General features: G+C 69.2%; 26 protein-coding genes and 1 other RNA gene. 20 read left to right on the forward strand and 7 right to left on the reverse strand.

Annotation, left to right across the window (positions count from 1 at the left end):
• Positions 1 to 15 precede the first annotated feature (15 nt).
• Positions 16 to 1983: an acetate--CoA ligase gene (gene acs, locus KGA65_RS14015; protein ID WP_225863738.1), complete on the reverse strand. Its 1968-nt coding sequence runs from the start codon at positions 1981 to 1983 to the stop codon at positions 16 to 18.
• Positions 1984 to 2238: 255 nt separating this feature from the next.
• Between acs and KGA65_RS14020 the strand changes: the two genes are divergently transcribed.
• The gene (locus tag KGA65_RS14020; protein WP_225863739.1) at positions 2239 to 2820 is read left to right on the forward strand and encodes a TIGR00645 family protein; all 582 of its coding nucleotides are present in this window, start codon (positions 2239 to 2241) and stop codon (positions 2818 to 2820) included.
• Positions 2821 to 2822: 2 nt separating this feature from the next.
• Here the strand turns inward: KGA65_RS14020 and nhaA are convergent, their stop codons facing one another.
• Positions 2823 to 4004, reverse strand: a complete 1182-nt coding sequence (gene nhaA / locus KGA65_RS14025) for a Na+/H+ antiporter NhaA (protein WP_225863740.1) — start codon at positions 4002 to 4004, stop codon at positions 2823 to 2825.
• Positions 4005 to 4113: 109 nt separating this feature from the next.
• Here nhaA and KGA65_RS14030 point away from each other — a divergent pair, with 109 nt between their 5' ends.
• Entirely contained in the window at positions 4114 to 5640 is a 1527-nt protein-coding gene (locus tag KGA65_RS14030; RefSeq protein WP_225863741.1) for a fumarate hydratase, read from the forward strand.
• A gap of 58 nt (positions 5641 to 5698) precedes the next feature.
• Here the strand turns inward: KGA65_RS14030 and KGA65_RS14035 are convergent, their stop codons facing one another.
• A complete protein-coding gene (locus KGA65_RS14035) occupies positions 5699 to 6991 on the reverse strand; it encodes a mechanosensitive ion channel family protein (protein ID WP_225863742.1) in 1293 nt (430 codons plus the stop codon).
• A 33-nt stretch (positions 6992 to 7024) separates the two neighbouring features.
• The gene (locus tag KGA65_RS14040) at positions 7025 to 7960 is read right to left on the reverse strand and encodes a histone deacetylase family protein (protein ID WP_225863743.1); all 936 of its coding nucleotides are present in this window, start codon (positions 7958 to 7960) and stop codon (positions 7025 to 7027) included.
• A gap of 77 nt (positions 7961 to 8037) precedes the next feature.
• Between KGA65_RS14040 and KGA65_RS14045 the strand changes: the two genes are divergently transcribed.
• The 10 genes from KGA65_RS14045 (at position 8038) to rpsU (ending at position 15706) form a co-directional block, all read left to right on the forward strand.
• Positions 8038 to 8967, forward strand: a complete 930-nt coding sequence (locus KGA65_RS14045) for an AAA family ATPase (RefSeq protein WP_225863744.1) — start codon at positions 8038 to 8040, stop codon at positions 8965 to 8967.
• Positions 8968 to 8980: 13 nt separating this feature from the next.
• Positions 8981 to 9988, forward strand: coding sequence for a DUF58 domain-containing protein (locus tag KGA65_RS14050; RefSeq protein ID WP_225863745.1), 1008 nt, complete (start codon positions 8981 to 8983; stop codon positions 9986 to 9988).
• On the forward strand, positions 9985 to 12030 hold the full coding sequence (locus KGA65_RS14055; RefSeq protein WP_225863746.1) for a transglutaminase TgpA family protein: 2046 nt from the start codon (positions 9985 to 9987) through the stop codon (positions 12028 to 12030). The genes KGA65_RS14050 and KGA65_RS14055 overlap by 4 nt, the downstream gene beginning before the upstream one ends.
• Positions 12031 to 12037: 7 nt before the next feature.
• Positions 12038 to 13174, forward strand: a complete 1137-nt coding sequence (mltB, locus tag KGA65_RS14060; protein WP_225863747.1) for a lytic murein transglycosylase B — start codon at positions 12038 to 12040, stop codon at positions 13172 to 13174.
• A gap of 49 nt (positions 13175 to 13223) precedes the next feature.
• Entirely contained in the window at positions 13224 to 13442 is a 219-nt protein-coding gene (locus tag KGA65_RS14065) for a DUF904 domain-containing protein (RefSeq protein ID WP_225863748.1), read from the forward strand.
• Entirely contained in the window at positions 13439 to 13753 is a 315-nt protein-coding gene (locus KGA65_RS14070) for a cell division protein ZapA (protein ID WP_225863749.1), read from the forward strand. Before KGA65_RS14065 ends, KGA65_RS14070 begins: the two co-directional genes overlap by 4 nt.
• 87 nt (positions 13754 to 13840) lie before the next feature.
• A non-coding RNA gene (ssrS, locus tag KGA65_RS14075) (6S RNA) lies at positions 13841 to 14025 on the forward strand.
• Positions 14026 to 14042: 17 nt separating this feature from the next.
• Complete coding sequence (locus KGA65_RS14080; RefSeq protein WP_225863750.1) at positions 14043 to 14516, forward strand: EVE domain-containing protein; 474 nt, start codon at positions 14043 to 14045, stop codon at positions 14514 to 14516.
• The gene (locus KGA65_RS14085; protein WP_225863751.1) at positions 14513 to 15322 is read left to right on the forward strand and encodes a sulfite exporter TauE/SafE family protein; all 810 of its coding nucleotides are present in this window, start codon (positions 14513 to 14515) and stop codon (positions 15320 to 15322) included. Before KGA65_RS14080 ends, KGA65_RS14085 begins: the two co-directional genes overlap by 4 nt.
• A gap of 171 nt (positions 15323 to 15493) precedes the next feature.
• Positions 15494 to 15706 (forward strand): 30S ribosomal protein S21, encoded by a 213-nt coding sequence (gene rpsU / locus KGA65_RS14090; protein WP_012346814.1) that lies wholly within the window; start codon positions 15494 to 15496, stop codon positions 15704 to 15706.
• An 80-nt stretch (positions 15707 to 15786) separates the two neighbouring features.
• On the opposite strand, the gene KGA65_RS14095 is transcribed toward rpsU, so the two are convergent.
• Positions 15787 to 16713 carry a LysR family transcriptional regulator gene (locus KGA65_RS14095; protein WP_225863752.1) on the reverse strand — a complete coding sequence of 309 codons (927 nt, stop codon included), beginning with the start codon at positions 16711 to 16713 and terminating at the stop codon, positions 15787 to 15789.
• Positions 16714 to 16783: 70 nt separating this feature from the next.
• Here KGA65_RS14095 and lysA point away from each other — a divergent pair, with 70 nt between their 5' ends.
• The 5 genes from lysA (at position 16784) to KGA65_RS14120 (ending at position 21345) form a co-directional block, all read left to right on the forward strand.
• Positions 16784 to 18022, forward strand: a complete 1239-nt coding sequence (gene lysA, locus KGA65_RS14100) for a diaminopimelate decarboxylase (RefSeq protein WP_225863753.1) — start codon at positions 16784 to 16786, stop codon at positions 18020 to 18022.
• 45 nt (positions 18023 to 18067) lie between these two features.
• The gene (locus KGA65_RS14105; protein ID WP_225863754.1) at positions 18068 to 18517 is read left to right on the forward strand and encodes a GatB/YqeY domain-containing protein; all 450 of its coding nucleotides are present in this window, start codon (positions 18068 to 18070) and stop codon (positions 18515 to 18517) included.
• A gap of 38 nt (positions 18518 to 18555) precedes the next feature.
• Positions 18556 to 18903, forward strand: a complete 348-nt coding sequence (locus KGA65_RS14110; protein WP_225863755.1) for a protein tyrosine phosphatase family protein — start codon at positions 18556 to 18558, stop codon at positions 18901 to 18903.
• Between the two features lie 142 nt (positions 18904 to 19045).
• Positions 19046 to 19645 carry a TRAP transporter small permease subunit gene (locus KGA65_RS14115; protein WP_225863756.1) on the forward strand — a complete coding sequence of 200 codons (600 nt, stop codon included), beginning with the start codon at positions 19046 to 19048 and terminating at the stop codon, positions 19643 to 19645.
• Positions 19642 to 21345 carry a TRAP transporter large permease gene (locus KGA65_RS14120; RefSeq protein WP_225863757.1) on the forward strand — a complete coding sequence of 568 codons (1704 nt, stop codon included), beginning with the start codon at positions 19642 to 19644 and terminating at the stop codon, positions 21343 to 21345. The genes KGA65_RS14115 and KGA65_RS14120 overlap by 4 nt, the downstream gene beginning before the upstream one ends.
• Positions 21346 to 21474: 129 nt before the next feature.
• Here KGA65_RS14120 and KGA65_RS14125 read toward each other — a convergent pair whose 3' ends face one another.
• Both KGA65_RS14125 and pmbA read right to left on the reverse strand, forming a co-directional pair.
• Entirely contained in the window at positions 21475 to 22557 is a 1083-nt protein-coding gene (locus KGA65_RS14125) for a TRAP transporter substrate-binding protein (RefSeq protein ID WP_225863758.1), read from the reverse strand.
• Positions 22558 to 22684: 127 nt separating this feature from the next.
• On the reverse strand, positions 22685 to 24055 hold the full coding sequence (gene pmbA, locus KGA65_RS14130; protein WP_225863759.1) for a metalloprotease PmbA: 1371 nt from the start codon (positions 24053 to 24055) through the stop codon (positions 22685 to 22687).
• Between the two features lie 74 nt (positions 24056 to 24129).
• Here pmbA and yjgA point away from each other — a divergent pair, with 74 nt between their 5' ends.
• The 3 genes from yjgA to KGA65_RS14145 are packed head-to-tail and all read left to right on the forward strand — an operon-like array spanning position 24130 to position 26960.
• Positions 24130 to 24738, forward strand: a complete 609-nt coding sequence (gene yjgA, locus KGA65_RS14135; protein ID WP_225863760.1) for a ribosome biogenesis factor YjgA — start codon at positions 24130 to 24132, stop codon at positions 24736 to 24738.
• Entirely contained in the window at positions 24731 to 25324 is a 594-nt protein-coding gene (gene mog, locus KGA65_RS14140; RefSeq protein WP_225863761.1) for a molybdopterin adenylyltransferase, read from the forward strand. The genes yjgA and mog overlap by 8 nt, the downstream gene beginning before the upstream one ends.
• A 7-nt stretch (positions 25325 to 25331) precedes the next feature.
• Positions 25332 to 26960 (forward strand): FecR family protein, encoded by a 1629-nt coding sequence (locus tag KGA65_RS14145; RefSeq protein WP_225863762.1) that lies wholly within the window; start codon positions 25332 to 25334, stop codon positions 26958 to 26960.

Consider the following 26960-nt stretch of genomic DNA (forward strand, 5'->3'; position numbering starts at 1 on the left):
GCGGGGTGCGTCAGATCAGTTGTTCTGCGACAGCTGGTCCAGGATGGCCGGGTTCTCCAGCGTGGAGGTGTCCTGGGTGATGGCCTCGCCCTTGGCGATCGAGCGCAGCAGGCGGCGCATGATCTTGCCCGAGCGGGTCTTGGGCAGGTTGTCGCCGAAGCGGATGTCCTTGGGCTTGGCAATCGGGCCGATCTCCTTGCCCACATGGTCGCGCAACTGCTTGGCGATGGCCTTGGCCTCGTCGCCGGTGGGGCGCGGACGCTTGAGCACGACGAAGGCACAGATGGCCTCGCCGGTCGTGTCGTCCGGCCGGCCCACCACCGCAGCCTCCGCCACCAGCTCGGTGCAGCTCACCAGGGCCGATTCGATTTCCATCGTGCCCATGCGGTGGCCCGAGACGTTCAGCACGTCATCGATGCGGCCGGTGATGGTGAAGTAGCCGGTCTTGGGGTCGCGGATCGCGCCATCGCCCGCCAGGTAGTACTTGCCCTGGAAGTCGGCCGGGTAGTAACTTTTCTTGAAGCGCTCCGGGTCGCCCCAGATGTTGCGGATCATCGAAGGCCAGGGGCGCTTGACCACCAGGATGCCGCCCTGGCCCCAGGGCACGTCCTTGCCGGTCTCGTCCACCACCGCGGCCTGGATGCCCGGGAAGGGCAGCGTGCAGGAGCCCGGCACCAGCGGCGTGGCGCCCGGCAGCGGGGTGATCATGTGGCCGCCGGTCTCGGTCTGCCAGAAGGTGTCCACGATGGGGCAGCGGCCGCCGCCCACATGCCGGTGGTACCACTCCCAGGCGGCCGGGTTGATCGGCTCGCCCACCGAGCCCAGGATGCGCAGGCTGGACAGGTCGTAGCTCTTGGGGTGCACGGCGTCGTTGGCCTCGGCCGCCTTGATCAGGCTGCGGATGGCCGTCGGCGCGGTGTAGAAGATGCTGACCTTGTGGTCCTGGATCATCTTCCAGAAGCGGCCGGCGTCCGGGTAGGTGGGCACGCCTTCGAAGACGATCTCGGTGCCGCCCAGGGCCAGCGGGCCGTAGGTGATGTAGGTGTGGCCGGTGACCCAGCCGATGTCGGCCGTGCACCAGAAGACATCGTCCTCGCGCAGGTCGAAGGTCCAGGCGGTGGTGAGCGCGGCATGCAACAGGTAGCCGCCGGTGCTGTGCTGCACCCCCTTGGGCTTGCCGGTGGAGCCGCTGGTGTAGAGCAGGAACAGCGGGTGCTCGGCCTCGACCCATTCGGGCTCGCAGCTGTCGGGCAGGCCGGCAATGGCATCGGCCATCCACAGATCGCGGCCCGCCTTCATCGGCACGGCGCCGCCGGAGCGCTTGACCACCAGCACCTTTTCGATGGCACCGCAGCCATCCAGCGCCAGCGCCTCGTCCACGATGGCCTTGAGCGGCAGGTGCTTGCCGCCCCGCACCTGTTCATCGGCGGTGATGATCAGCTTGGCGCCGGTGTCCTCGATGCGGTCGCGCAGCGACTGGGCCGAGAAACCGCCGAACACCACCGAGTGGGTGGCGCCAATGCGGGCACAGGCCTGCATCGCGGCCACGCCATCGATCGACATGGCGATGTAGATGATGACGCGGTCACCCTTGCGGATGCCCTGCGCCTTCAGCGCATTGGCGATGCGGCAGGTGCGCGCCAGCAACTCGCTGTAGCTGACCTTGGTGACTTCGCCGCCATCGGCTTCGAAGATCAGCGCGGTTTTGTCGCCCAGGCCGCGTTCGATGTTGCGGTCCAGGCAGTTGTAGGAGGCGTTGAGCGTGCCATCGGCGAACCACTTGAAGAACGGCGCCTCGCTCTCGTCGAGCACCTGGGTGAACGGGGTCTTCCAACTGATCAGCTCGCGGGCCCGCTTGGCCCAGAAACCCTCGTAGTCGGTTTCCGCTTCCTTGCAGAGGGCCTCGTAGGCGGCCATGCCCGAGACGCGGGCCTTGGCGGCCACGGCAGGATCAGGCGCGTAGATCTTCAGCTCGTCGCTCATCGTGATGTCTCCTTTGTTCTCGATCTGAGTGCTTGGATGCACTTTCCGGCGCAACTGTGGGCCCCCGGTCTGACGAATGGCTTACTCGAAACAGGTGCTGCAATGCAGCAAATTTCACCTCTGAAACAGCCCTTGAAACCGCTGCGATCCAAGGCCTTCGGGACAACCCTAGAATCCCGCCCATCCGCGACCTTCCGGCCCTTCACCGTGGCCACCCACGACCCGATGAACTCCCCCCGAACTCCGGGGCCGCGCATGCGCCCCCTGCCCGCCCTGATCTTCGCCAGCCGCTGGCTGCAGCTGCCGCTGTACCTTGGGCTGATCCTGGCCCAGGCGGTCTACGTCTTTCATTTCTGGGTGGAACTCGTCCACCTGATCGAAGCGGCCTTCGGCAACCAGCAGGCCCTGGCGACCCTGGTGCAGAGCGTTGGCTATCTTCCCCCCACCGATGGCCAGGTCAAGCTCAACGAAACCCTGATCATGCTCGTGGTGCTGGGCCTGATCGACGTGGTGATGATCAGCAACCTGCTGATCATGGTCATCGTGGGCGGCTACGAGACCTTCGTCTCCCGCATGAACCTCGAAGGCCATCCGGACCAGCCGGAATGGCTGGACCATGTGAACGCCTCGGTGCTGAAAGTGAAACTGGCCACGGCCATCATCGGCATCAGCTCGATCCACCTGCTGAAGTCCTTCATCAGCGCGGCTAACATCGAACCCAAGACCCTGCTCTGGCAGACCCTGATTCACCTGACCTTCCTGGCCTCGGCCCTGGCCATTGCGGCCACCGATCGACTGCTGGGGCACAGCCACCCACCGTCAGCCGAAGAACACTGAGGTCAGCGGGCGCGCCGCGCCAGCAGCAGCGCGCCCAGCACGCCGGACAGCACCGAGCCACACAGCACACCCAGCTTGACCGGCGTGTCGTGATCGCCCGGCAGGCCGACAAAGGCCAGGCCGCCGATGAACAGGCTCATCGTGAAGCCGATGCCGCACAGCACGCTGACGCCGAAGATCTGCGACCAGTTGGCGCCGGCCGGCGCCGGAGCCCAGCCCAGGCGCACCATCGCCCACACGCAGCCGAACACGCCCAGGGTCTTGCCCACCAGCAAGCCGGCCGTGATGCCCAGCGATACGGGCTGCAGCAGATCCGACCAGCTCAGGCCCGCCAGCGAGACCCCGGCATTCGCGAACGCGAACATCGGCAGCACGCCAAAGGCCACCCAGGGGTGCAGACCGTGCTCCAGCGCCTCGGCCGGGGAATGCCCTTTCTCACCCTCGGCCGGGATGAACAGCGCGGTGGCCACCCCGGCCAGCGTGGCATGCACGCCGGACTTGAGCACGCAGGTCCACAGCACCAGCCCGATCACAATGTAGACATCGACCCGCCGGACACCGGCCCGGTTGAGCAACGCCAGCGCCACCAGGCACCCCGCCGCCGCGGCCAGCATCGGCAAGGACAGCTGGGCCGTGTAGAAGACCGCGATCACCATGATCGCCCCCAGGTCGTCGATGATGGCCACCGCGGTCAGGAAGACCTTGAGCGAGGCTGGCACCCGCCGCCCCAGCAGCAGGACGATGCCGATCGCGAAGGCAATGTCGGTCGCCGCCGGAATGGCCCAACCGCGCAAGGCCACCGGGTCGCCCCAGTTGATGGCCGCATAGATCAGGGCCGGCAAGGCCATGCCGCCCAGCGCCGCCACCGCGGGCAGCGCCACCTGCGCCGGCCGCGAGAGCTCGCCGTGCACGAACTCGCGCTTGATCTCCAGCCCCACCAGAAAGAAGAACACCGCCATCCACAGGTCGTTGACCCAGACCTGCAGCGGCTTGGACAGCACCAGCCAGTCGCCGCCGATCCGCACCTCACCCGGGATCTGGTCGAAGGCGGTGTAGAGAGGTGCCCAGGGCGAGTTGCTGAACAGCAGTGCCGCGACGGTGGCCAGCGCCAACACGATGCCCCCGGCCGTCGGGGCGGCGAAGAAGCGCCTGAGTCCGTTGAACACGCTGGGTTGACTCCTCATCGTTACACTGACGGGCTGCGACCCTGGCCCATCCGCTTCGGACATTGGACCATGGCCTGCCCGCCAGTCTGGCGGCCATCATCGCAAAGACTCGACCGAGCCATCCACCATGACCACCACCATCCGCTACCAAGATCTGGTCGACAGCGTCGCCGCCGCGCTGCAGTACATCAGCTACTACCACCCGGCCGACTACATCGCCCATCTGGCGCGCGCCTACGAGCGGGAGGAATCCCCCGCCGCCAAGGACGCGATCGCCCAGATCCTGACCAACTCGCGCATGTGCGCCGAAGGCCACCGCCCGATCTGCCAGGACACCGGCATCGTCAACGTGTTCCTGAAGATCGGCATGGACGTGAAGTGGGAAGGCTTCTCCGGTTCCATCCAGGACGCCGTCAACGAAGGCGTGCGCCGCGGCTACCTGAACCCGGACAACAAGCTGCGCGCCTCCGTGCTGGCCGACCCGATCTTCGAGCGCAAGAACACCAAGGACAACACGCCGGCCGTGGTGTCGATGGAAGTGGTGCCCGGCGACAAGCTGGAAGTGACCGTCGCCGCCAAGGGTGGTGGCTCGGAAAACAAGTCCAAGCTCTACATGCTCAACCCGTCGGACAGCATCGTCGACTGGGTGCTCAAGACCGTGCCGACCATGGGCGCCGGCTGGTGCCCGCCGGGCATGCTGGGCATCGGCGTCGGTGGCACGATGGAAAAGGCCGCGCTGCTGGCCAAAGAGTCTTTGATGGACGACATCGACATGTACGAGCTGCTGGCCCGCGGCCCGCAGAACAAGCTCGAAGAGCTGCGCATCGAGCTCTATGAGAAGGTCAACGCGCTGGGCATCGGCGCCCAGGGCCTGGGCGGCCTGACCACCGTGCTGGACGTCAAGATCAAGACCTACCCGACGCACGCGGCCTCCAAGCCCATCGCGATGATCCCGAACTGCGCGGCCACCCGCCACGCCCACTTCGTGATGGACGGCTCGGGCCCGGTCTACCTGGACCCGCCCAGCCTGGACCTGTGGCCCAACGTCCACTGGGCGCCGGACTACAACAAGTCCAAGCGCGTGGACCTGAACACGCTGACCAAGGAAGAGGTCGCCAGCTGGAAGCCCGGCCAGACCCTGCTGCTGAACGGCAAGATGCTGACCGGCCGCGATGCCGCCCACAAGCGCATCCAGGACATGCTGGCCAAGGGCGAGCCGCTGCCGGTGGACTTCACCAACCGCGTCATCTACTACGTTGGCCCGGTGGACCCGGTGCGTGACGAGGTGGTCGGCCCGGCCGGCCCCACCACCGCCACCCGCATGGACAAGTTCACCCGCATGATGCTGGAGAAGACCGGCCTGATCGCGATGGTGGGCAAGGCCGAGCGTGGCCCGGTCGCCATCGAAGCGATCAAGGATGCCAAGAGCGCCTACCTGATGGCTGTGGGCGGCAGCGCCTACCTGGTGTCCAAGGCCATCAAGGCCGCCAAGGTGGTGGGCTTCGCCGACCTGGGCATGGAAGCCATCTACGAGTTCGACGTGGTCGACATGCCGGTGACGGTGGCGGTGGATGCCGGCGGCACCAGCGCCCACATCGAAGGGCCCAAGACCTGGCAGGCCAAGATCGGCAAGATCCCCGTGGCCGTGGCCTGAGCAGCCTCACCCAACGGCAAAGCCCCGCCTCGGCGGGGCTTTTTCATGGCCGCAGGGCTCAGGCCGCCGGCGGTGTCGCCGAGGCTGGCAGCAGCTGCACCACCCGCTGCGGGAAGGGGATCTCCACCCCCAGCCGGTTCAGCAGCCGCCAGACGGCCAGGTTCACCTCGGAGCGCACACCGCCCTGGCCGTTTTCCGGGTCGATGATCCAGAAGGTGATGGTCAGCTCCAGCCCATCGGCGGCAAAGTTCGACAGCAGCACACCGGGCTTGGGGTCCTGCAGTACCCGCGGCACGCTCTTGACCGCCTCGATGATCTGCGGGAACAGCGCATCCAAGTCCGAGCCGTAGCCCACCTGCACCACGGTGGACACCAGCACCTTCGGATCGGCCAGCGAGCAGTTCTCCACCCGCTGGGTGATCAGCAGTTCATTGGGCACGATGGCTTCGCGGCCATTGAGCGCGCGGATCACCGTGTAGCGGGTGGTGATCTTGGTGATCCGGCCCTCGAAGCCATCCACCAGCACCGTGTCGCCGATGCGCACCGAGCGCTCGGCCAGGATCACGAAGCCCGACACATAGTTGGAGGCCAGTCGCTGCAGGCCGAAGCCCACGCCCACGCCGACCGCCCCGCCCAGCACCGACAGTGCCGACAGGTCGATGCCCGCCGACGACAGCGCCAGCAACAGGCCGACGAAGGTCAGCAGGGTGCGCACCAGGTTCGCACCGACCATGCGCAGCGAAAGCTGATCGCCGGTGGCGCCCTTGAGCAGCTGGTTCTCCAGCGCGGCGGAGATCCACAGCGTGATCACCATCACCACGCCGACGCTCAGCGCCCCTTCCAGCAGCGAGCGCACCGAGACCACCGAGTTGCCCAGCTTCCAGCGGATGTCGTCCAACTCGTTGAGGATCTCCGGCAGCACGCCGGTGATCCAGCCCACCACGGCCAGCCAGGCCAGCCAGGAAATGGTGCGTTCCACCAGGCGCACCACCCGCGATTCGGGGAAGGCGACGGTCAGCACCCGCACCGACAAGCGGATGCTGGCGAACGACATCAGCACCGGCAGGACGATCTTGAACATCGCCAGCGGCACGCCCCAGCCCAGCAGCAGCCGCCGAGCCAGGTAGGCCAGGCCCAGGGCCAGCATGGGGAACAGCACGCCATCGACGATGCGCCGCCCGTACCAGATCGAACGCTCGGGCGAAGCGGGCCCCCGCAGCACCCGCACCGCCAGCCAGGCCAGGGCCAGGCAGACCAGCACCACCCCGCTCTCAATCAGGGCGCTGGGGTGGGTCAGGGCGGAGAGAAACTCGTCGAGGGTGAGGACAGGAATGACGGGCGCTTGGGTCATGCGCCCGATTGTCGCCGCAGCGGATGACGCGCCTCAGACGTCGGCCAGCGCCCGCAGGTGGGCCACGACGCTGCGCGCCAGCGCGCTGAGCGAATAGCCGCCTTCCAGGCAGGAGACGATGCGCCCCTGGGCATGTTCTTGCGCAATGGCCACGATGCGCCGGGTGATCCACTCGAAGTCGGCCTCGACCAGACCCATGCGGCCCATGTCGTCCTCGCGGTGGGCGTCAAAGCCTGCCGAGATGAACAGCATCTCCGGCTTGAACGCCTCCAGGCGGGGCATCCAGTTGGCCTCGATCATCTCCCGGATCTCGCCGCCCCGGGTGTAGGGCGGCACCGGCAGGTTCACCATGTTCGAGCCCAGCGGCACCCCACCGCTGAAGGGGAAGAGCTGGTCCTGGAAGAAGCTGACCATCAGGATGCGCTCGTCGCCGGCCACGATGTCCTCGGTGCCATTGCCGTGGTGCACATCGAAGTCGACGATGGCCACCCGCTGCAGGCCCCGCACGTCCAGCGCATGGCGCGCCGCCACCGCAACGTTGTTGAAGAAGCAAAAGCCCATCGACTGCGAGCGCGTGGCGTGGTGACCGGGCGGCCGGATGGCGCAGAAGGCGTTCTCGGCCCGGCCATCGATGACGGCATCGGTTGCGGCCACCGCCGCGCCGGCGGAGCGCAGGGCCGCCTGCCAGGTGTGCGGGCCGACCAGGGTGTCCGGGTCCAGGGCGCGGTGCTCGCCGGTGTCGATGGCCTGCTGGATGAACTCCTTCAGCTCGGTCAGATAGCCTTCGCTGTGCGCCAGCAGCAGGTCGCTGTGCGCGACCAGCGGCACATCGAACCGGGTCAGCGCCACATCGACCCCCGAGGACAGCAACTGGTCCTCGATCGCATCCAGGCGCTGAGGGCACTCCGGATGCCCGGCCCCCATCTCATGCAGTCGGCAATCCGGGTGGGTGAAATAGGCAGTGGTCATCGGGATCTAGGGCTGGTGCGATCGCACCCTCACAGCATGCCAGGAAAACCCGCATGGGTAGGCTATCGTAGACCCTCATGATCAGCGCAAGCCTCCAATCCCGACTGACGCAACTCAAGGGCCAGATCAACGGCGTGATCGCCGGCAAGGCGGCCCAGGTCGAGGACAGCCTGGCCTGCCTGCTGGCCGGCGGGCACCTGCTGATCGAAGACGTGCCCGGTGTCGGCAAGACCACGCTGGCCCAGACCCTGGCCGTGTCGCTGGGCCTGACGTTCTCGCGTGTCCAGTTCACCTCGGACCTGCTGCCCAGCGACCTGGTGGGGGTGACCGTGTTCGAGCGCCAGCGAGAGGACTTCGTGTTCCACCCCGGCCCGATCTTCACCCAGGTGCTGCTGGCCGACGAGATCAACCGCGCCGGCCCGCGCACCCAGAGCGCGCTGCTGGAGGCCATGGAAGAGCACCAGGTCAGCGTGGACGGCCAGACCCGCGCCCTGCCGCAGCCCTTCTTCGTCATCGCGACCCAGAACCCGGTCGAGCAGCTGGGCACCTACCCGCTGCCGGAAAGCCAGCTCGACCGCTTTCTGATGTGCATCAGCCTGGGCTACCCGGACCGGGCCGCCGAGCGGTCCCTGCTGGCCGGCGAGGACCGGCGTGCCGCCGTCGGCCGACTCACCCCGGTGATGCAGCCCGGCGAGCTGCTGGCCGTGATGGCCGCGGTGCGCGAGGTGCACGCCTCCGAGGCCTTGCTGGACTACCTGCAGGCGTTGATCGACGCCACCCGCAGCGGACGCTGGTTCATCCAGGGCCTGTCCCCGCGGGCGGGCATCGGCATCCTGCGGCTGGCCCGGGCCCGGGCCCTGCTGCAGGGGCGCGACCACGTCGTGCCCGACGACCTGCAGGCGCTGCTGCCCCAGGCGCTGGGCCACCGGCTGCTGCCGCTGGCCGGCGCGGGCCGCGGCGCCCGTGAGCAGGCGCGGGCCATGCTCGACGCCGTGCCTCTGCCCTGAGCCCGCCCACGGCATGGCCTTTTCGCTGCCCGCCTGGCCCGATCCGCTGGCCCCCGTGCGCCGCCGCTGGCGCCAGTGGTGGCTGGGCCGGCTGCGCGCCACGCCCCAGTGCACGCTGCAGCAGCGCAACCTCTACATCGTGCCCACCCGGGCCGGGCTGCTGTTCGGCCTCACGCTGATGGTGCTGCTGGTCGCCTCGATCAACTACCAGCTCAACCTGGGCTATGCCCTCACCTTCCTGCTGGCCGGCAGCGCGCTGGTTTCGATGCACCTGACCCATGCGACGCTGCGCGGGCTGCAGCTGCACCTGGGGCCGCTGCTGCCCGCGTTCGCCGGGCAGCCCGTGACCCTGGACCTGCGGGTGGACAACCCGGGGGACACCCGCCACGGCATCGGCCTGTCGGTGCAGCCCGACACCGGCGCGCCGCAGCCCGTCTGGTTCGACGCCGCGGCGCAGGGCCAGACCCCGGTGACCCTGGCCTGGCTGGCGCCGGGGCGCGGCCACTGGCCCGTGCCACTGCTGCGCATCGAGACCCGCTTTCCCTTCGGCCTGTTCCGGGCCTGGGGCCTGTGGCGCCCCGAAGCCCGTGTCTGGGTCTATCCAGCGCCCGAGCGCCCGGCGCCGCCCCTGCCCCCCAGCCAGTCGGAGCCCGGCCACGGCGGTCTGCCCAGCCCCAGCCCCGCGGCCGAGTTCGACGGCATTCGCCCCTGGCGGCGCGGTGACAGCCTGCACCAGGTCGTCTGGAAGAAGGTGGCGCACAGCGGTGAACTGGTGAGCCGGGAGGCGGCCGGCGCCGTGCGACCGCCGCACCTCTGGCTGGACTGGCAGCAGGCCGGCCCTGGCACCGCGGAACCACGCCTGGCCCGCCTGACGGCCTGGGTGCTGACCGCGGAGGCCCGGCAGCAGCCCTTCAGCCTGCGCCTGCCCGGTCAGACCTGCCCCTGGCGCGAGAGCCCCACCCACCGCGACACCGTGCTGCAACAGCTGGCGCTGTGGCCCGCGGCCGGAGCGGGCCGATGACGGCGGCCCGCCTGGGTGGCGGCGCCCTGCCACGCGAGGCGCGCGACACCTTTTTCCTGCTGGGCCTGATCGCCTGGACCGTTGCGCCACACCTGGCCCGGCTGCCGCTGGGCGTGGGTGGGCTGTGCCTGGGCCTGCTGGCCTGGCGCGGCTGGCTGGCCTGGCGCGACGGCCCCCTGCCCGGTCGCGGCCCCCTGCTGGCGGTGCTGCTGGCCGCGGCCGGGCTGACCTGGTGGGACCAGCACACGCTGGTGGGCAAGGAGGCTGGCATCACGCTGCTGGTGATGCTGATGGCGCTCAAGACCCTGGAGCTGCGCGCCCGGCGGGACGCAATGGTGGTCTTCTACCTGGGCTTCTTCCTGGTGCTGACCCAGTTCCTCTACTCGCAGTCGCTGCTGTCGGCGCTGGGCATGCTGCTGTCGGTCTGGGGCTGGCTGACGGCGCTCACCCTGGCTCACATGCCCGCCGGCCGGCCCCCGTTGCGGGAAGCCGCGGGCACGGCCGCCCGTGCGGCGTTGCTGGGCCTGCCGGTGATGCTGGCCCTGTTCCTGCTGTTTCCACGCATCCCGCCGCTGTGGGGCATGCCGGGCGACAGCGCCCGCACCGGCCTGTCGGACCAACTGCGACTGGGCGACGTGGCCGAGCTGGCCCAGGACGACAGCGTGGCGCTGCGCCTGCGCTTTGACGGCCCGCCGCCGCCGCTGGCCTCGCTCTACCTGCGCGGCCCGGTGCTGACCCGCTACGACGGCCGCACCTGGCTGGCGGACCCGTTGCCGCGCGGCAACCTGGCCGAGCTCCCGCCCCCCGCGCCGGCGGTGCCCCCGAGCGGCCGGCACTACGAACTCACGCTGGAGCCCCTGCGCATCGGCTGGTTGCCGCTGCTGGACTATGCCGTCATGCCCCCGCAGGCCGACCCACCGCTGGCCGGTCTGGTGGCGCCGCGCGACGACAGCCTGCAGTGGCGGCTGCGCAGCCCGCTGGGCGAACGGGCCCGCCTGAGCGCCTGGGCGGCAGACACCGCGCCGGCGGCCCACCTCGGCCGCTGGCAGCGGCTGCAACTGACCCAGCTGCCCGAGGGAGCGCACCCGCGCACCCGGGCCTGGGCCCGCGCACTGCGCCAGCAGCCCGGCCTGGCCCAGGCCGATGCCCGCACCCTGGCCGGCGCGGTGCTGCGCCACCTGCGTGAAGGCGGCTATGGCTACACCCTCAGCCCCGGCCGCTATGAAGGGGACGCGGTGGACGAATTCTGGCTGGACCGCAAGCTGGGGTTCTGCGAGCACTACGCCAGCGCATTCGTGGTCGTGCTGCGCAGCCTGGGGGTGCCGGCCCGCATCGTCACCGGCTACCAGGGCGCCGACCCGCAGCCCCAGGATGGCTACTGGGTGGTGCGCCAGAGCCACGCCCACGCCTGGGCCGAGTACTGGGAGGACGGCGCGGGCTGGGTGCGGGCCGACCCCACCGCCGCCGTCGCCCCCGACCGCATCTTCCGCAGCACCGCGCTGCAGGCCCCCCCTGGCCTGATGGCCGGCACACTGGACAACGTCAGCCCCGGGCTGCGCCAGCAGCTGCGCCGCTGGGTGGAGGCCTGGGACAACCGCTGGAACCAATGGGTGCTGGGCTACGGGCGTCAGCAGCAGTTCCGGCTGCTGCGGGACTGGGGCTGGCCCGACGTGGATGCCGCGGCGCTGGCGCGGCTGCTGGTGCTGTGTCTGGCCGGCCTGGGCCTGGCCGGTGCGGCCTGGGCCTGGTGGGACGGCCACCGGCTCGCCCCCTGGCCACGGTTGCAGCGTCGCCTGCGGTCCACCCTGGCCCGCTGGCAGGTGCGCGTCTCGGACCACGACAGCCCGGGCGCCCTGGCCCAGCGACTGCAGGCCGGCCACGGCAGCCCGGCCGCCCCGCTGGTTGAAGCCCTGCACGCCCTGCAGGCGCTGCGCTACGCCCCCCAGGCCACGCCGCCCGATCTGGGCCGCTGGTGGCGCCAGTTCCGAACCCGCGAGCGGGCCTGCTGGCGTCAACGACAGGCCTCGGCCGGCCGCTCATAATCGCCCCATGAACCTGCTGCCCTCTGCCTTTCGCCTCTGCCCGACCGCCGCGCTGCTGCTGGGCCTGACCGGTCTCTGCGGCTCGGCCGCGCTGGCGGCGCCCGCAACGTCGACCGCGGCGACCGACACCACGCCCGTGCTCAGCGACGACGCCCCGGACGTGGTGATCTATGGCCAGCGCAATGACGTGGTGGCCTTCGGCCGACAACTGGCCATCGACAACCAGCTCGACCCCGACTGGGTGGTGGCCCAGCTGGCCCAGGCCCGCTACCAGCCGCGCGTGGCCAAGCTGGTGATGCCGCCGCCCGCCGGCACCGCGAAGAACTGGGCCGCCTACCGCGCCCGCTTCGTCGAACCCCAGCGCATCGGCGCCGGTCTGCGCTGGTGGCAGGACAACGCCGCCGCCCTGGACCGGGCCCAGGCCCGCTATGGCGTGCCGCCAGAGATCGTCACCGCCATCGTCGGCGTCGAAACCTTCTACGGCCGCGTGACCGGCAACTTCAAGGTCATCGACGCGCTGGCCACCCTCTCCTTCGATTTCCCCAGCGGCCGCAGCGACCGCTCCACGTTCTACCGCGGTGAGCTGACGGCCTTCCTGCGCTGGTGCGCCGCCGAGAAGCGCGACCCGCAATCGGTGCTGGGCTCGTACGCCGGCGCCATCGGCCTGCCGCAGTTCATGCCCAGCAGCCTCCTAAAGTACGCGGTGGACTTCGACGGCGATGGCCGCATCGACCTGAACACCCACGGCGACGACGTGGTGGGCAGCGTGGCCCACTACCTGGCCGAATTCGGCTGGCAGCGCGATTTGGTGCCCACGGTCGCGGTCACGCCGCCACTCGAAGTGCGCGAGAAGGCGCTGATGCTGGTCAACGACATCACCCCCAGCTACACCGCCAGCCAGATGCGCGAGCGCGGCGCGATGCTGGAGCCCAGCGTGACCGATGCCCTGGGCCCGCTGGCCCTGATCGAATTGCAGAACGGCGACAACGCGCCCAGCTACGTGGCCGGCACGCGCAACTTCTACGTGCTCACCCGCTACAACTGGTCGGCCTACTACGCGATGGCGGTCGTGGATCTGGCGCGCGCCATCCGCACCATGCGGCCCGACGCCCCCAGCGCAGCCCCGTCTGCGCCGGCCCCCTGACGCCCATGCCTACAATGGCGGCTTCCCTGCTCGTTTACCGCACTGGCCCATGACCCGTCTGTCGGATCTTGCCGAGCGCATCGACCGCCTCGTGCTGCGGCATGAGGAACTTGCACGTACCAATGCCCTGCTGAATCAGCAGGTGCAGGCCCTGCAGGCCGAACGCGACAGCCTCAAGTCCCGCCTCGCCGCGGCCCGCACCCGGGTGGAAGCCCTGCTCGACCGCCTCCCGCCCGACCCCGCGTCCGATGAAGGGGAGACGGCATGAAGCAAATGGAAGTGACCATCCTGGGCCAGAGCTACCTGCTGGCCTGCCCCGAGGGTGGCGAAGAGCTGCTGCGCACCGCGGTGGCCCGGGTGGACCAGGAGATGAGCGCCATCCGCGATGCCGGCAAGGTCAAGGCCCGCGAACGCATGGCCGTGCTGGCGGCGCTGAACCTGGCCTACCAGCTGGCCGAGCAGCGCCCGAGCCAGGGTGCCGCCGCGCCGCGCGGCCCCGATCCCGAGGAAGAAGCGCTGATGGAGCGCCTGCTGGCCCGGCTGGATGCCACGCTGGGCGACGATGGCCGTTTGCTCTAGCACAAGGCTGCCCGGGTGGGTGGCCGGATTCCGCACGCCCACCGAGGCCTTTGCCGCCCCAGGACGGCGGCGCTGGCCCTAGAATGGCGTCGTCCGTCGCATCCGCGTGGGTTTTATATTTCCTTGAACCGATGCTCTCGCGAGCCCGGGCTTGGAACATTGCCGGGCGGGCGTGATCGTCTCGCGTCAGACGAACCCGAAGCCCTGCTGACCTCGCCCACCTGAATCCCCTGGGTTCAGGAATGCGGCCCACGGTTTGCGATGGACACCCTCTTCCCCCTGCACGCCCATGCCCCAGTACTGGCTGATGAAGATCGAGCCGTCGGAGTGTTCGATCGACGATCTGGCGCGCCGGCCGCACCAGACCGTGCCCTGGACCGGGGTGCGCAACCACCAGGCCCGCAACTTCATGCGTGACGCGATGCGGGTGGGGGACGGCGTGCTGTACTACCACTCGTCCTGCGCCGAACCGGGCGTGGCCGGTCTGGCTGAGGTGGCCAGCACCGCCTATCCGGATGCCACCCAGTTCGATCCGGCCAGCCCCTACCACGACCCCCGATCCTCACCGGACGCGCCGCGTTGGTTGAATGTGGATGTGCGCCTGGTGCGCAAGACCCGGCTGCTGCCACTGCGTGAGCTGCGCCGCCAACCGGCGCTGGCCGACATGCTGCTGCTGCGCCCCGGCAGCCGGCTGTCCATCACCCCCGTGACACCGGCCGAATGGCAGGCGGTGCAGGCGTTGCTGGAGACACCGGCCCCATGACCCCGGGACTGGTCCTCGAACTGCTGTGCCTGGGCACCTTTGGCGGCTTTCTGGCCGGCCTGCTGGGCATTGGCGGCGGCATGGTGCTGGTGCCCTTCATGACCATCATCCTGTCCCAGCGCGGTGTGAGCGGCGGCATGGCGGTCAAGATGGCGATTGCCACCTCGATGGCGACCATCCTGTTCACCTCGCTGTCGAGCATGCGGGCCCACCACAAGCGAGGCGCGGTGCGCTGGCAAGTGGTGGCCGGCATCGCGCCGGGCATCCTGATCGGTGGTCTGCTGGCCGGCGCCGGTGCGTTCTCGCTGCTCAAGGGACAGGCGCTGGCGACCATCTTCGCGCTGTTCGTCGGCTTTTCGGCCACCCAGATGCTGCGCAACCGCCAGCCCCGCCCGGGACGCGAGCTGCCCGGGCCCGTCGGCCAGGCGGCTGCCGGTACCGGCATCGGCTTCGTCTCGGGCCTGGTGGGCGCGGGCGGCGGCTTCATGAGCGTGCCCTTCATGACCTGGTGCAACGTGCCGATCCACAACGCGGTGGCCACCAGCGCCGCGCTGGGTTTTCCGATCGCGCTGTCCAGCACCCTGGGCTATCTGGTCGGCGGCTGGAACCTGCCGGCCGCCTTGCCCGGCGCAGTGGGCTACCTGTACCTCCCCGCCTTGGGGGTGATCGCACTGGCCAGTGTCAGCACCGCGCCGCTGGGTGCGCGGGCCGCCCACGCGATGAACGTGGCCCAACTCAAGCGGGTGTTCGCGCTGGTGCTGTACGGGCTGGCCGGCTACATGCTGTGGAAAGCCTTCCACACTTGACGCCGCGCCATTTTTGCATTTGCGCGGCAAGCAAGCTAGAATCTCCTGCTTTGCTAGCAACCAACCGCGTGTCGATCCGGTGGACGGGACTTCCGGAGCCAGCCTGCACCCAGGTGCCAGGCGACGTCCATGACGGACACCGAGCGCAACTCACCGAAGGATTCTTCGCTCATGACCACCATCCGAGTCAAGGAAAACGAGCCGTTCGACGTGGCCCTGCGCCGCTTCAAGCGCACCATTGAAAAGCTGGGGCTGCTGACCGAACTGCGCGCCCGCGAGTTCTACGAGAAGCCGACTGCCGAGCGCAAGCGCAAGAAGGCCGCCGCCGTGAAGCGCCACTACAAGCGTGTGCGCAGCATGCAGCTGCCCAAGAAGCTGTACTGATCGAACGACCGTCCTCGGACGTCGCACAAAAAGCCCGCGCGGGACGCCGCTGCGGGCTTTTTTGTTTGGGGCCCTCGCCCTCAGGCCTCGTCCCCCCCGGCCGGCAAGCGCTGGCGCAATGCGTCCACCGCCGCCTGCAGCGCCCGGGTGAAATCCTCCCGCAGCGGATGCGCCGCCCGCCATTGCGGCCGCACCAGGGCCAGGTGGAACGGAATGGCCGCCGTGAACGGCCGCACCAGCAGCTCGCCCTGCCCCGCCATCTCCAGCGCACTGAGCGGGTTGACGATGGCCACGCCCAGGCCCTGACGCACCAGGGCACAGACCGAGATCGCGCTGGGCGTCTCCAGCCGCAGCTGGCGCGTGACACCCGCCCGCGCGAACACCGCATCGACCTGCTGGCGGTAGGGATCGGTCGGCGCCAGGCTGATGAAGGCCTCGCCGGCCAGGTCCTGCGGTGACACCTGATGGCGCGCCGCCAGGGCATGGCCAGCCGGCAGCACACAGACTTCATCGGCCACCAGCAAGGTCTCCAGCAGGCACCCTGGCGGCGCCTCGCGTTGCTCGGTCAGGCCCAGGTCATGGCGCTGTTCCGTCAGGGCGGTCTCCAGCTGGGGCGATTCCAGCGGCACCAGGCTCACCGCCGCCTCCGGATGCCGCCGCAGATACCCCGCGACGGCCTGGGGCAGCAGCGCATGGGCCAGCGCGGGCAGGCAGGCCACCTGCAGGCGGCCCAGCCCGTCGCCGCGCAGGGCCTCGGCGGTGGCCGCCACCCGCTGCAACCCCTCGTAGGAACGCTCCACCTCCTCCATCAGCGCCTGCGCGCGCGCGGTGGGGCGCAGCCGGCCGCGCACCCGCTCGAACAGGGCATAGCCCAGCAGCTGCTCCAGCCGTGCCAGCTCCCGGCTGACGGTGGGCTGCGAGGTGTGCAGCCATTCGGCCGCCCGGGTGACATGCCCGGTGTGCATCACGGCCCGGAACACCTCGATCAGTCGATGGGTCAGTTCCATATCACCAGCAAATCAATCTGAGAAAAATAAGTATTTTCCAATATGGATTGTGGCGTGCATCATGCGCGGCATGAACCCGTTTGCCCCCGACCTGCTCCGCACTCTGGCCCAGACGCATGGCACCCCGCTGTGGGTCTATGACGCGGCCACCATCCGTCAGCGCATTGCCGAGCTGCGTGAATTCGACACCATCCGCTATGCGCAGAAGGCCAACTCCAACACCCATCTGCTGCGCCTGATGCGCGACGCCGGGGTGGTGGTGGATGCGGTGTCGCGCGGCGAGATCGAGCGCGCGCTGGCCGCCGGTTTCAGCCCGGAACCCGACGCGCAGGGCGCCGCCGGCCTGGTCTTCACCGCCGACGTGCTGGACCGCGCGACGCTGGACACGGTGGTGTGGCACGGCGTGCCGGTCAATGCCGGCTCGATCGACATGCTCGACCAGTTGGGGGCGGCCTCGCCGGGGCACCGGGTGTGGCTGCGCATCAACCCCGGCTTCGGCCATGGCCACAGCAACAAGACCAACACCGGCGGCGAGCACAGCAAGCACGGCATCTGGCATGCCGACCTGCCGCAGGCCCTGGCCACGGTGGCCCGCCACCGGCTGCACCTGGTCGGCCTGCACATGCACATCGGCTCGGGCGTGGACTACGACCACCTGCGCGAGGTCTGCTCGGCCATGGTGGACCTGGTCAAGCGCGCCGGCGTGTCGGTGGAGGCCATCTCGGCCGGCGGCGGCCTGTCCGTGCCCTATCGGGCCGGTGAACCGCGCCTGGACACCCGGCACTACTTCGCGCTGTGGGACGCCGCACGGCGCGAGATCGCCAGCCACCTGGGCCATGCGGTGCACCTGGAACTGGAGCCCGGCCGCTACCTGGTGGCCGAATCGGGCGTGCTGCTGGCCGAGGTGCGGGCCACCAAGTCGATGGGCCGCAACCACTTCACGCTGGTCGATGCCGGCTTCTCGGACCTGATGCGGCCGGCCATGTACGGCGCCTACCACGGCATGAGCCTGCTGCCCTCGGACGACACGCCGCGGGCCGAGCACGAGACGGTGGTCGCCGGCCCGCTGTGCGAATCGGGCGATGTGTTCACCCAGGCCGAAGGCGGCGTGGTGCTGACCCGCATGCTGCCGCAGGCCCGGGTGGGAGACCTGCTGGTGCTGCACGACGCCGGCGCCTACGGCGCCTCGATGTCGAGCAACTACAACACCCGGCCGCTGGCGCCCGAGGTGCTGGTCGAGGGTGACCACCACCGCCTGATCCGCCGCCGCCAGACGGTGGCGGAATTGCTCGCACTGGAAGCGGTCTGAGCACGGCGGGAGGAGAATGCACACTTTGCTTCGTTGCACACCCCCATGAGCACGCTGAAAGAACGCATCACCGAAGACATGAAGGCCGCCATGCGGGCCAAGGACATGGACCGCCTGGGCACCATCCGCCTGCTGCTGGCCGCCTGCAAGCAGAAGGAGGTGGATGAGCGCATCACGCTGGACGATGCGGCCGTGATCGCGCTGGTCGACAAGCTGATCAAGCAGCGCAAGGACTCGGTGAGCGCATACAGCCAGGCCGGTCGCACCGACCTGGCCGACAAGGAAAGCGCCGAGATCACCGTGCTGCAGGCCTACCTGCCGCAGCGCCTCTCGGAAGCCGAGATCGCCGATGCCGTGGCCGCCATCGTGGCTGAAGTGGGCGCCACCGGCCCGTCCGACATGGGCAAGGTCATGGGCGCGGTGAAGACCCGCCTGGCCGGCAAGGCCGACATGGGCCTGGTGTCCGCCGCGGTGAAGAAGGCCCTCAGCCACTGACTCTCCCACTGACTCTCCCCCTGCCCACAGGAGCCCTCATGCACACCGAGCTGCCCCTCCAGTCGATCGCCCCCGACGTCCACGTCGCCCCCCAGTTGACGCCCGAGGCGATGGCCGAGCTGGCCCGGCTGGGCTTCAAGGCGGTGATCAACAACCGGCCGGACTTCGAGGGCGGCCCGGAACAGCCGACCAGCGCGGCAGTGGAGGCGGCGGCCACGGCCGCCGGCCTGCTCTACCGCCATCTGCCGGTGCAGGGGGCCTACCAGTCACCCGAGCAGATCGCCGCCTTCGGCGCCCTGCTGGCCGAACTGCCGCGCCCGCTGCTGGCCTTCTGCCGCTCCGGCGCCCGCTCCACCAAGTTGTTCGTCGCCAGCACCACCCGCTGAGCCCCGCGCCGCACCGCCCCGGTGCGGCCACCTCCTAGGACTTTCCCGCAATTGGCCTCTGCCTTTGCTGCAGAGCGTCATGACGCCCGTACAGTGCGGCGTTCACCGGCCCTGGCCGGTGTTGCTTTACCTAGGAGACACCGTGTCCGCACTGTTAGCCCTCTCTCGATGGATCGACCGACTCAATGAATGGGTCGGCCGCAGCGCCGCCTGGCTGGTCCTGGCCGCGGTGCTGATCAGCGCCCTCAATGCCATCGCCCGCAAGGCCTTCGATGTCGGGTCCAACGCCTTTCTGGAGATCCAGTGGTACCTGTTCGCCGGCGTGTTCCTGCTGGCCTCGGGCTACACCCTGCTGCGCCAGGAGCATGTGAAGATCGACGTGGTGCTGAGCCGCTTCTCCAAGCGCACCCAGATCATCATCGAATCGGTCTGTATCGTCATCTTCCTGCTGCCCTTCTGCTTGGTGGTGATCGATCTGGTCATGCCCCTGGTCAGGCAGGCCTATGAGACGGGCGAGACCTCCAGCAATGCCGGCGGCCTGATCCGCTGGCCCGTCTATGCCCTGGTGCCCGTGGGCTTCAGCCTGCTGGCCCTGCAAGGTGTCTCCGAGCTGATCAAGCGCATCGCCTTCCTGATGGGCCTGATCGACGACCCGACCGAGAAGAAGCAGGAGAAGACTGCCGAGGAGGAACTGGCCGAAGCCATCCTGCGCGCCCGCAAGAGCCAGGAGGCCGCGCCATGACCGAGTTCCTGCACGCCAACATGGCCCCGGTGATGTTCGGGGGCCTGATCGTCTTTCTGCTGATCGGCTTCCCCGTCGCCTTCTCGCTGGCCGCGGCCGGCCTGATGTTCAGCTTCGTCGGCATCGAGTTCGGCATCCTGCCGTCCTCGCTGATGCAGGCGCTGCCGCTGCGCATCTTCGGCATCATGCAGAACGACACGCTGCTCGCGATCCCGTTCTTCACCTTCATGGGCCTGATCCTGGAGCGATCCGGGATGGCCGAGGACCTGCTCGACACCATCGGCCAGCTCTTCGGCCCGATCCGAGGTGGCCTGGCCTTCGCGGTGATCCTGGTGGGCGCCATGCTCGCCGCCACCACGGGCGTGGTGGCCGCGTCGGTGATCTCGATGGGCCTGATCTCGCTGCCCATCATGCTGCGCTACGGCTATGACCGCCGCATCGCCTCGGGCGTCATCGCCGCCTCCGGCACGCTCGCGCAGATCATCCCGCCCTCGCTGGTGCTGATCATCATGGCCGACCAACTCGGCCGCAGCGTGGGTGAGCTCTACAAGGGCGCGTTCATCCCGGGCTTTGTGCTGACGGCGATGTACACCGGCTTCATCATCCTGATCGCCATCTTCCGCAAGCACTGGGTGCCCGCCCTGCCGCCGGAAGCCCGCACCATCCGCGAAGACAACGGATCCTCCGGCCTGCCCTCGCTGGGCCTGCTGGCCCTGCTCTCGGTGGGTGCTGCCGTGGCCTTCGCCAAGAGCCGCCCGGCCGAGACCCCGACCGACGAGCTGATCGTGGTGTCGATGTGCGTGGGGGTGGGTGTGGCCTTCGTGCTGTCGGTGATCAACAAGGTGTTCAAGCTGGGCCTGCTCTCGCGCATGGCCGAGCGGGTCACCTTCGTGCTGATCCCGCCGCTGGGCCTGATCTTCCTGGTGCTGGGCACCATCTTCCTGGGGGTGGCCACGCCCACCGAGGGTGGCGCCATGGGCGCGGTGGGCGCACTGATCATGGCCTTGCTGCGCAAGCGCATCGACATGAAGCTGCTGCGCCAGGCCATGGACTCCACGATGAAGCTGTCCTGCTTCGTGCTGTTCATCCTGATGGGCTCGACGGTCTTCAGCCTGACCTTCCAGGGCGTGGACGGCCCGAAGTGGGTGGAGCACCTGCTGACCAGCCTGCCCGGCGGTCAGGTGGGCTTCCTCATCGTCGTGAACATCCTGGTCTTCGTGCTGGCCTTCTTCCTGGACTTCTTCGAGCTGTCCTTCATCATCGTGCCGCTGCTCGGCCCCGTGGCCGAGAAGCTGGGCATCGATCTGGTCTGGTTCGGTGTGCTGCTGGCAGTCAACATGCAGACCTCCTTCATGCACCCGCCTTTTGGCTTCGCGCTGTTCTTCCTGCGCAGCGTGGCCCCCAACAAGGAGTACAAGGACCGTGTGACCGGCAAGCCGATCGCACCGGTGACCACCGGCCAGATCTACTGGGGCTCGGTGCCCTTCGTGCTCATCCAGATCATCATGGTGGGTCTGATCATCGCCTTCCCGGGCCTGGTATCGGGCGGGCTGGGGCCGAAGGAGAAGATCGACCTCGACAAGGTCCAGATCCAGATCCAGCCCGAGAACGACTACGGTGGCGACAGCAACCAGGACATGAACGCCCTGTTCGGGTTGCCGCCTGCGGCCAGCGAGGCCGCCTCCGGCACGGCGCCCTGAGACGCCAGTCCGGTCCTCAAGCCCAGGCCTCCCTCGCGGAGGCCTTTTTTCTGGCCACGTGTGAGACCCGTGCAGACATGAAAAAGGCGCCCCGCGGGGCGCCTCGTCCTCTGCAGCAGCAGAGCGGGCTCAGAGCTTCTGGGCTTGCATGAAGTCGTCGAAGCTGGCTTCGGCGAAGCGGAACCACAGGTTCTCCTCGCGGCGGAAGTTGGCCATGTCGGTGTAGACCTTCTTCCAGCGCGGGTTCTTCGCGCTCAGTTCGCTGTAGAGCGCCATCGACTCCTTGAAGGCCAGTTCCATCACGTCCTTCGGGAAGCGGGCCAGCTTGGTGCCCGAGCCCACCAGCTGCTTGAGCGCCCCCGGGTTGCGGGCATCGTACTTGGCCTGCATGTCGATGTGCGCCACCGCGGCCGCAGCCTCGACCATGGCCTTGTACTCGGCCGACAGCCCGGCATAGGCCTTCTGGTTGATGAACAGGTCGATCTGCGGGCCGCCTTCCCACCAGCCGGGGTAGTAGTAGTGCGGCGCCACCTTGTTGAAGCCCAGCTTCAGGTCATCGTACGGGCCGATCCATTCGGCCGCGTCGATGGTGCCCTTCTCCAGCGCCTGGTAGATCTCGCCGCCCGGGATGTTCTGCGGCACCCCGCCCATGCGCTCGATCACCTTGCCGGCGAAGCCGCCCACGCGGAACTTCAGGCCCTTGATGTCGGCCGTGGACTTGATCTCCTTGCGGTACCAGCCGGCCATCTGCGCACCGGTGTTGCCGCACGGGAAGTTGATCATGTTGTAGCCGGCATAGAACTCGCGCATCAGCTTCAGACCATTGCCCTCGAACATCCAGGCGGTCATCTGGCGCGAATTCAGGCCAAAGGGCACGGCCGCGCCCAGCGCGAAGGTCTCGTCCTTGCCAAAGAAGTAGTAGGGCACAGTGTGGCAGGCCTCGACGGTGCCGTTTTGCACCCCATCGACCACGCCGAACGCAGGCATCAGTTCACCCGCCGCGTGCACGGTGACCTGGAACTTGCCACCGGACAGTTCGCCCACTTTCTTGGCGAAGACCTCGGCAGCCCCATAGATGGTGTCCAGCGACTTCGGAAAGCTGGACGCGATGCGCCAGCGCACAGCCGCCTGCGCATGCACGATGGCCGGTGCCGCACCAGCCGCCAGCACGCCGGCGAGGCCAGCGCTTCTCACAAACGAACGACGTTCCATCAGCGTTGTCTCCTGTTGAGTGTTGCCCATTGAGGCAGACCATTCTCAAGGAGACCTCTCGCATGCGGCAGCCGGGGTATTACCACCCTCGGGGCCGTCTCCGCGTCAGCCTGTCGTCAGCCTGGAATCAGCTGCCGGCCAGCTTCATGCGGTCGATCAGCATCGAGCCGACCGTCTTCGCGCCCAGCGTGTAGGCATCCGCCCCCACGGCCACGACCCCGCCCAGCATCTCGCGCAGGTGGCCGGCGATGGTGATCTCGTGCACAGGGAAGGCGATGCGGCCATCCTCCACCCAGTAGCCCGCCGCGCCGCGCGAGTAATCGCCGGTCACGTAATTGACGCCCTGCCCCATCAGCTCGGTGACGAACAGGCCGCGGTGCAGCTTGCGCAGCATCTCTTCCAGATGGTCGCCCGGCCGGGTCAGGCGGCTGGTCAGGCGCAGGTTCTGCGACCCCCCGGCGTGCCCGGTGGTCTGCATGCCCAGCTTGCGGGCCGAGTAGCTGGACAGGAAATAGCCCTGCACCACGCCCGCATCCACCACGCGGCGTGCCCGGGTGCGCACGCCCTCGTCATCGAAGGGCGCGCTGCCCTTGCCGCCGATGATGTGCGGATCCTCCAGCACGTCGATGTGCTCGGCCCAGACCGGCTGCCCCAGGCTGTCCTGCAGGAAGCTGGCCTTGCGGTAGAGCGCGCCGCCGCTGGTGCCCTGCACATAGGCGCCCAGCAGGCCGGCCGCCACGGAGGACTCGAACAACACCGGCACCTCGCAGGTGGGCACCTTGCGTGATTTCAGGCGCGACAGCGCGCGCTCGGCCGCATAGCGGCCCACCGCCTCGGGCGAGGCCAGGTCCATCGCATTGCGCATGGAGCTGTACCAGTAGTCACGCTGCATGTCGCGGCCCTTGCCGGCGATCGGCGACACGGACAGCGAATGGCGGGAACTGGCGTAGCCGCCCCGGAAGCCGCGGCTGTTGCCGGCCCAGAAGTGCGACTGCTGGGCCGATACCGAGCCGCCCTCGGAATTGGTGATGCGCTTGTCAACGGCGAACGCAGCGGCCTCGGCGCGCCGCGCCAGCTCGGCCGCCTCCTCGGCGGTCACGTCCCAGGGGTGGAAGAGATCCAGCGGCTGGGCCGCCTCCTCGGGCGTGGCCAGATCTTCGACCTCCGGCAGGCCGGCCGCCGGGTCCTCGGCGGTGAAGCGGGCGATGTCGAAGGCCGCGCGCACCGTCTGTTCCAGGGCCGTCGGAGAAAAGTCGGAGGTGCTGGCGTTGCCGCGGCGCTGCCCCAGGTAGACCGAGACGCCCACCGACTTGTCGCGGTTGCGCTCGACGTTCTCCACCTCGCCCTTGCGCACCGAGACGCTCAGGCCACTGCCTTCCGACACCTCGACCCCCGCATCGGAGGCCCCCAGGGTCTGGGCCATGGACAGCACGTCCTCGACGATCTGCTGGAACTGCTCACGGGAATGGCTGAAACCTTGGCTGGCGGATGAGGTCATGGAAGCATGGTTGGGGAGAGGATGCGGGACAATCATAGCGACCCCCCGATCTCCGCCGATTCAAGTCTCCTTCCATGCGCGCTGCACCGTCCCGTTCTGAACCCACCGAATCCGCCGACGCCTTTGACGCCGACGGCCGGCCCAGCAAGTCCGCCCTCAAGCGCCAGATGCATGAATTGCAGGCGTTGGGCTTGGCGCTGGCCGAGCTGCCGACCTCCCGCAGCGGCAAGCTCGACCTGCCCGAGGTGCTGCGCGATGCGCTGGCCGAATACCACCGCACCCGCTCGCACGAGGGCCGGCGGCGCCAGCTGCAGTACCTGGGCAAGCTGATGCGCCAGGTCGACCCAGAGCCCATCCGCGAGGCCGTGGCCGCGTTCAAGCTGGGCAGCGCGAGCGACACGCTGGCCCTGCACGAAGCCGAGCGCTGGCGCGAGGAGTTGCTGGCCAGCGACGATGCGGTGACCCGCTGGATGCAAGCCCACCCGGATACCGATGCCCAGCAGCTGCGCAGCTTGGTGCGCGCCGCCCGCAAGGACGCCGGCAAGGCCACGCCCGCCGATGGCCTGGGCCAGCGTCACGGCCGGGCCTACCGCGACCTGTTCCAGCTGGTGAAGTCGACGCTGACGCCGGGAGCGTCTTCGCCCGCCGACGCGGCGGATGCCGCGGAGGCTGACGATGTCTGAACCATTGGAGCCGGTGCGCATCGGCGTGGTGTCCATCAGCGACCGCGCCTCCAGTGGCGTCTACGAGGACAAGGGCATCCCGGCGCTGCAGGACTGGCTGGGGCGCGCGCTGCGCAACCCCATCACCTGGGAGACCCGGCTGATCCCCGACGAGCAGGACGGCATCAGCGCCACGCTGCGCGTGCTGGTGGACGAGGCGGGCTGCCATCTGGTGCTCACCACCGGTGGCACCGGCCCGGCGCGACGCGACGTGACCCCCGAGGCCACGTTGGCCGTGGCCGACAAGGTGATGCCGGGCTTTGGCGAGCAGATGCGCGCGATCAGCCTGAACTTCGTGCCCACCGCGATCCTGTCCCGCCAGGTGGCCGTGATCCGCGGCCAGGCGCTGATCATCAACCTGCCCGGCCAGCCCAAGTCGATTGCCGAAACCCTGCAGGGCTTGCCGCAGGCGACGCCGCCGGTGCACGGCATCTTTGCCGCCGTGCCTTACTGCATCGACCTGATCGGCGGGCCCTACCTGGAAACCGACCCGGCCCTGTGCCAGGCCTTCCGCCCCAAGTCGGCCCAGCGCCCGCCCCGAGGCTGAACCCACCATGCGCCTGTTCCTCCTGCCCGCCCTGCTCGCCGGCCTGATCCCCTCGCTGGCGATGGCCGCCTCCGAGCCGATGGTGTCCTACACCGTGCAAGCCGACGACACGCTGTGGCAGCTCAGCGGACAGTGGTTCCGCCGGCCGGCCAGCTGGCCCGAAGTGGCCCGGCTGAACCACCTGGCGAACCCGAACCGCCTCACCCCCGGCCAGACGCTGAAGCTGCCGCTGCGCCTGCTCAAGCCGGAGAACGTGCCGGCCACGCTGAGCCTGGTCGAAGGCCAGGTCCTGCTGGACGGCCAACCCGCCGTGGCCGGCACGCCCGTCCGTGCCGGGCAGAAGGTCCAGGCCGAAGCGAACAGCTCCGCCGTGGTCCGGCTGGGCGATGGCTCGCGTGCCAGCCTGCCCCCCGACAGCACGCTGGAGCTGGCCCAGCACCAGCGCTACCAGTTGCGCGCGGCCCAGCCGGCCGACGACGGGAACAGCCTCTACGCCGCCACGCTGCGCCTGCTGCGCGGCACGCTGGAGGTGCTGGCCACCAAGGTGCAGCGCGCCAAGCCGCTGGAGGTGACCACCCCCACCGCAGTGATCGGCGTGCGCGGCACGCGCTACCGCGTGCATGCGGATGCCACCCAGCCCCGCACCCAGACGGAAGTGCTGGAGGGCCGGGTGTGGGCCCAGACCCAGGCCCAACCGCCTGCACAGGCCGAGTTGGCCGCCGGCCAGGGGGCCGTGCTGCGCAACGGCAGCCCCGTCCAGCCCCGCCCGCTGGCACCTGCCCCCGATCTGTCCACGGTGCCGGCACGCTTCGAGCGGCCGCTGCTGCGGTTCACGGTGCCCGACACCGGCGCACCGCTGCGCGTGCAGATCGCCGCCGATGGCGACTTCCTGCGCATCGTGCGCGATGTCACGGTGCCGGCCGGCACCGAGGCCCGCATCGCCGGTCTGGACGATGGCGCCTGGTTCCTGCGTGCCCGCCAAGTGGCCGAAGACGGGCTGGAAGGCCTGGACGCCACCCACCCCTTCCAGCTGAAGGCCCGGCCGGAGCCGCCGCCCAGCACCACGCCGCGCCCGGCCGCCCGGCTGAGCGTGGGCACGGTCGCCCTGGCCTGGCTGCGCAACCCGGACGCCGCCCGCTACCACGTGCAGCTGGCCCGCGACAATGGCTTCACGCAGATCATGGCCCAGCAGGACACGCTGACCGACACCGGGCTGACGCTGGCCCTGGACACCCCGGGCCGCTACCACTGGCGCCTGGCCAGCGAGCGTGCCGATGGCGACCGCGGCCCCTGGGGCGATGCCCAGAGCTTCGAGCTGCGTCCACTGCCCGAACCGCCCAGCGTGCTCACCGGCGAGGACGGCCAGATCCACCTGAGCTGGAGCGCCCGCCCGGACGAGCGGCAAGAGGTGCAACTGGCGCGGGATGCGCAGTTCGGCTCGCTGGTCACCAGCGCCGAGCTGCAGGGGGGTGAATGGACGCTGCCGGCCCTGCCGGTGCCGGGCACCTACTACTTCCGCTACCGCTATGTGGACGACCAGGGCTTCGTTTCGCCCTGGACGGCCCCGCTGGGTGTGGACGTGCCGGTGGACTGGCACATGCTGCTGCTGGGCGTGCCGCTGCTGCTGACGCTCTGA

This window comes from Ideonella benzenivorans, assembly GCF_020387415.1.
In the GTDB taxonomy this organism is placed as follows: domain Bacteria; phylum Pseudomonadota; class Gammaproteobacteria; order Burkholderiales; family Burkholderiaceae_C; genus Ideonella; species Ideonella benzenivorans.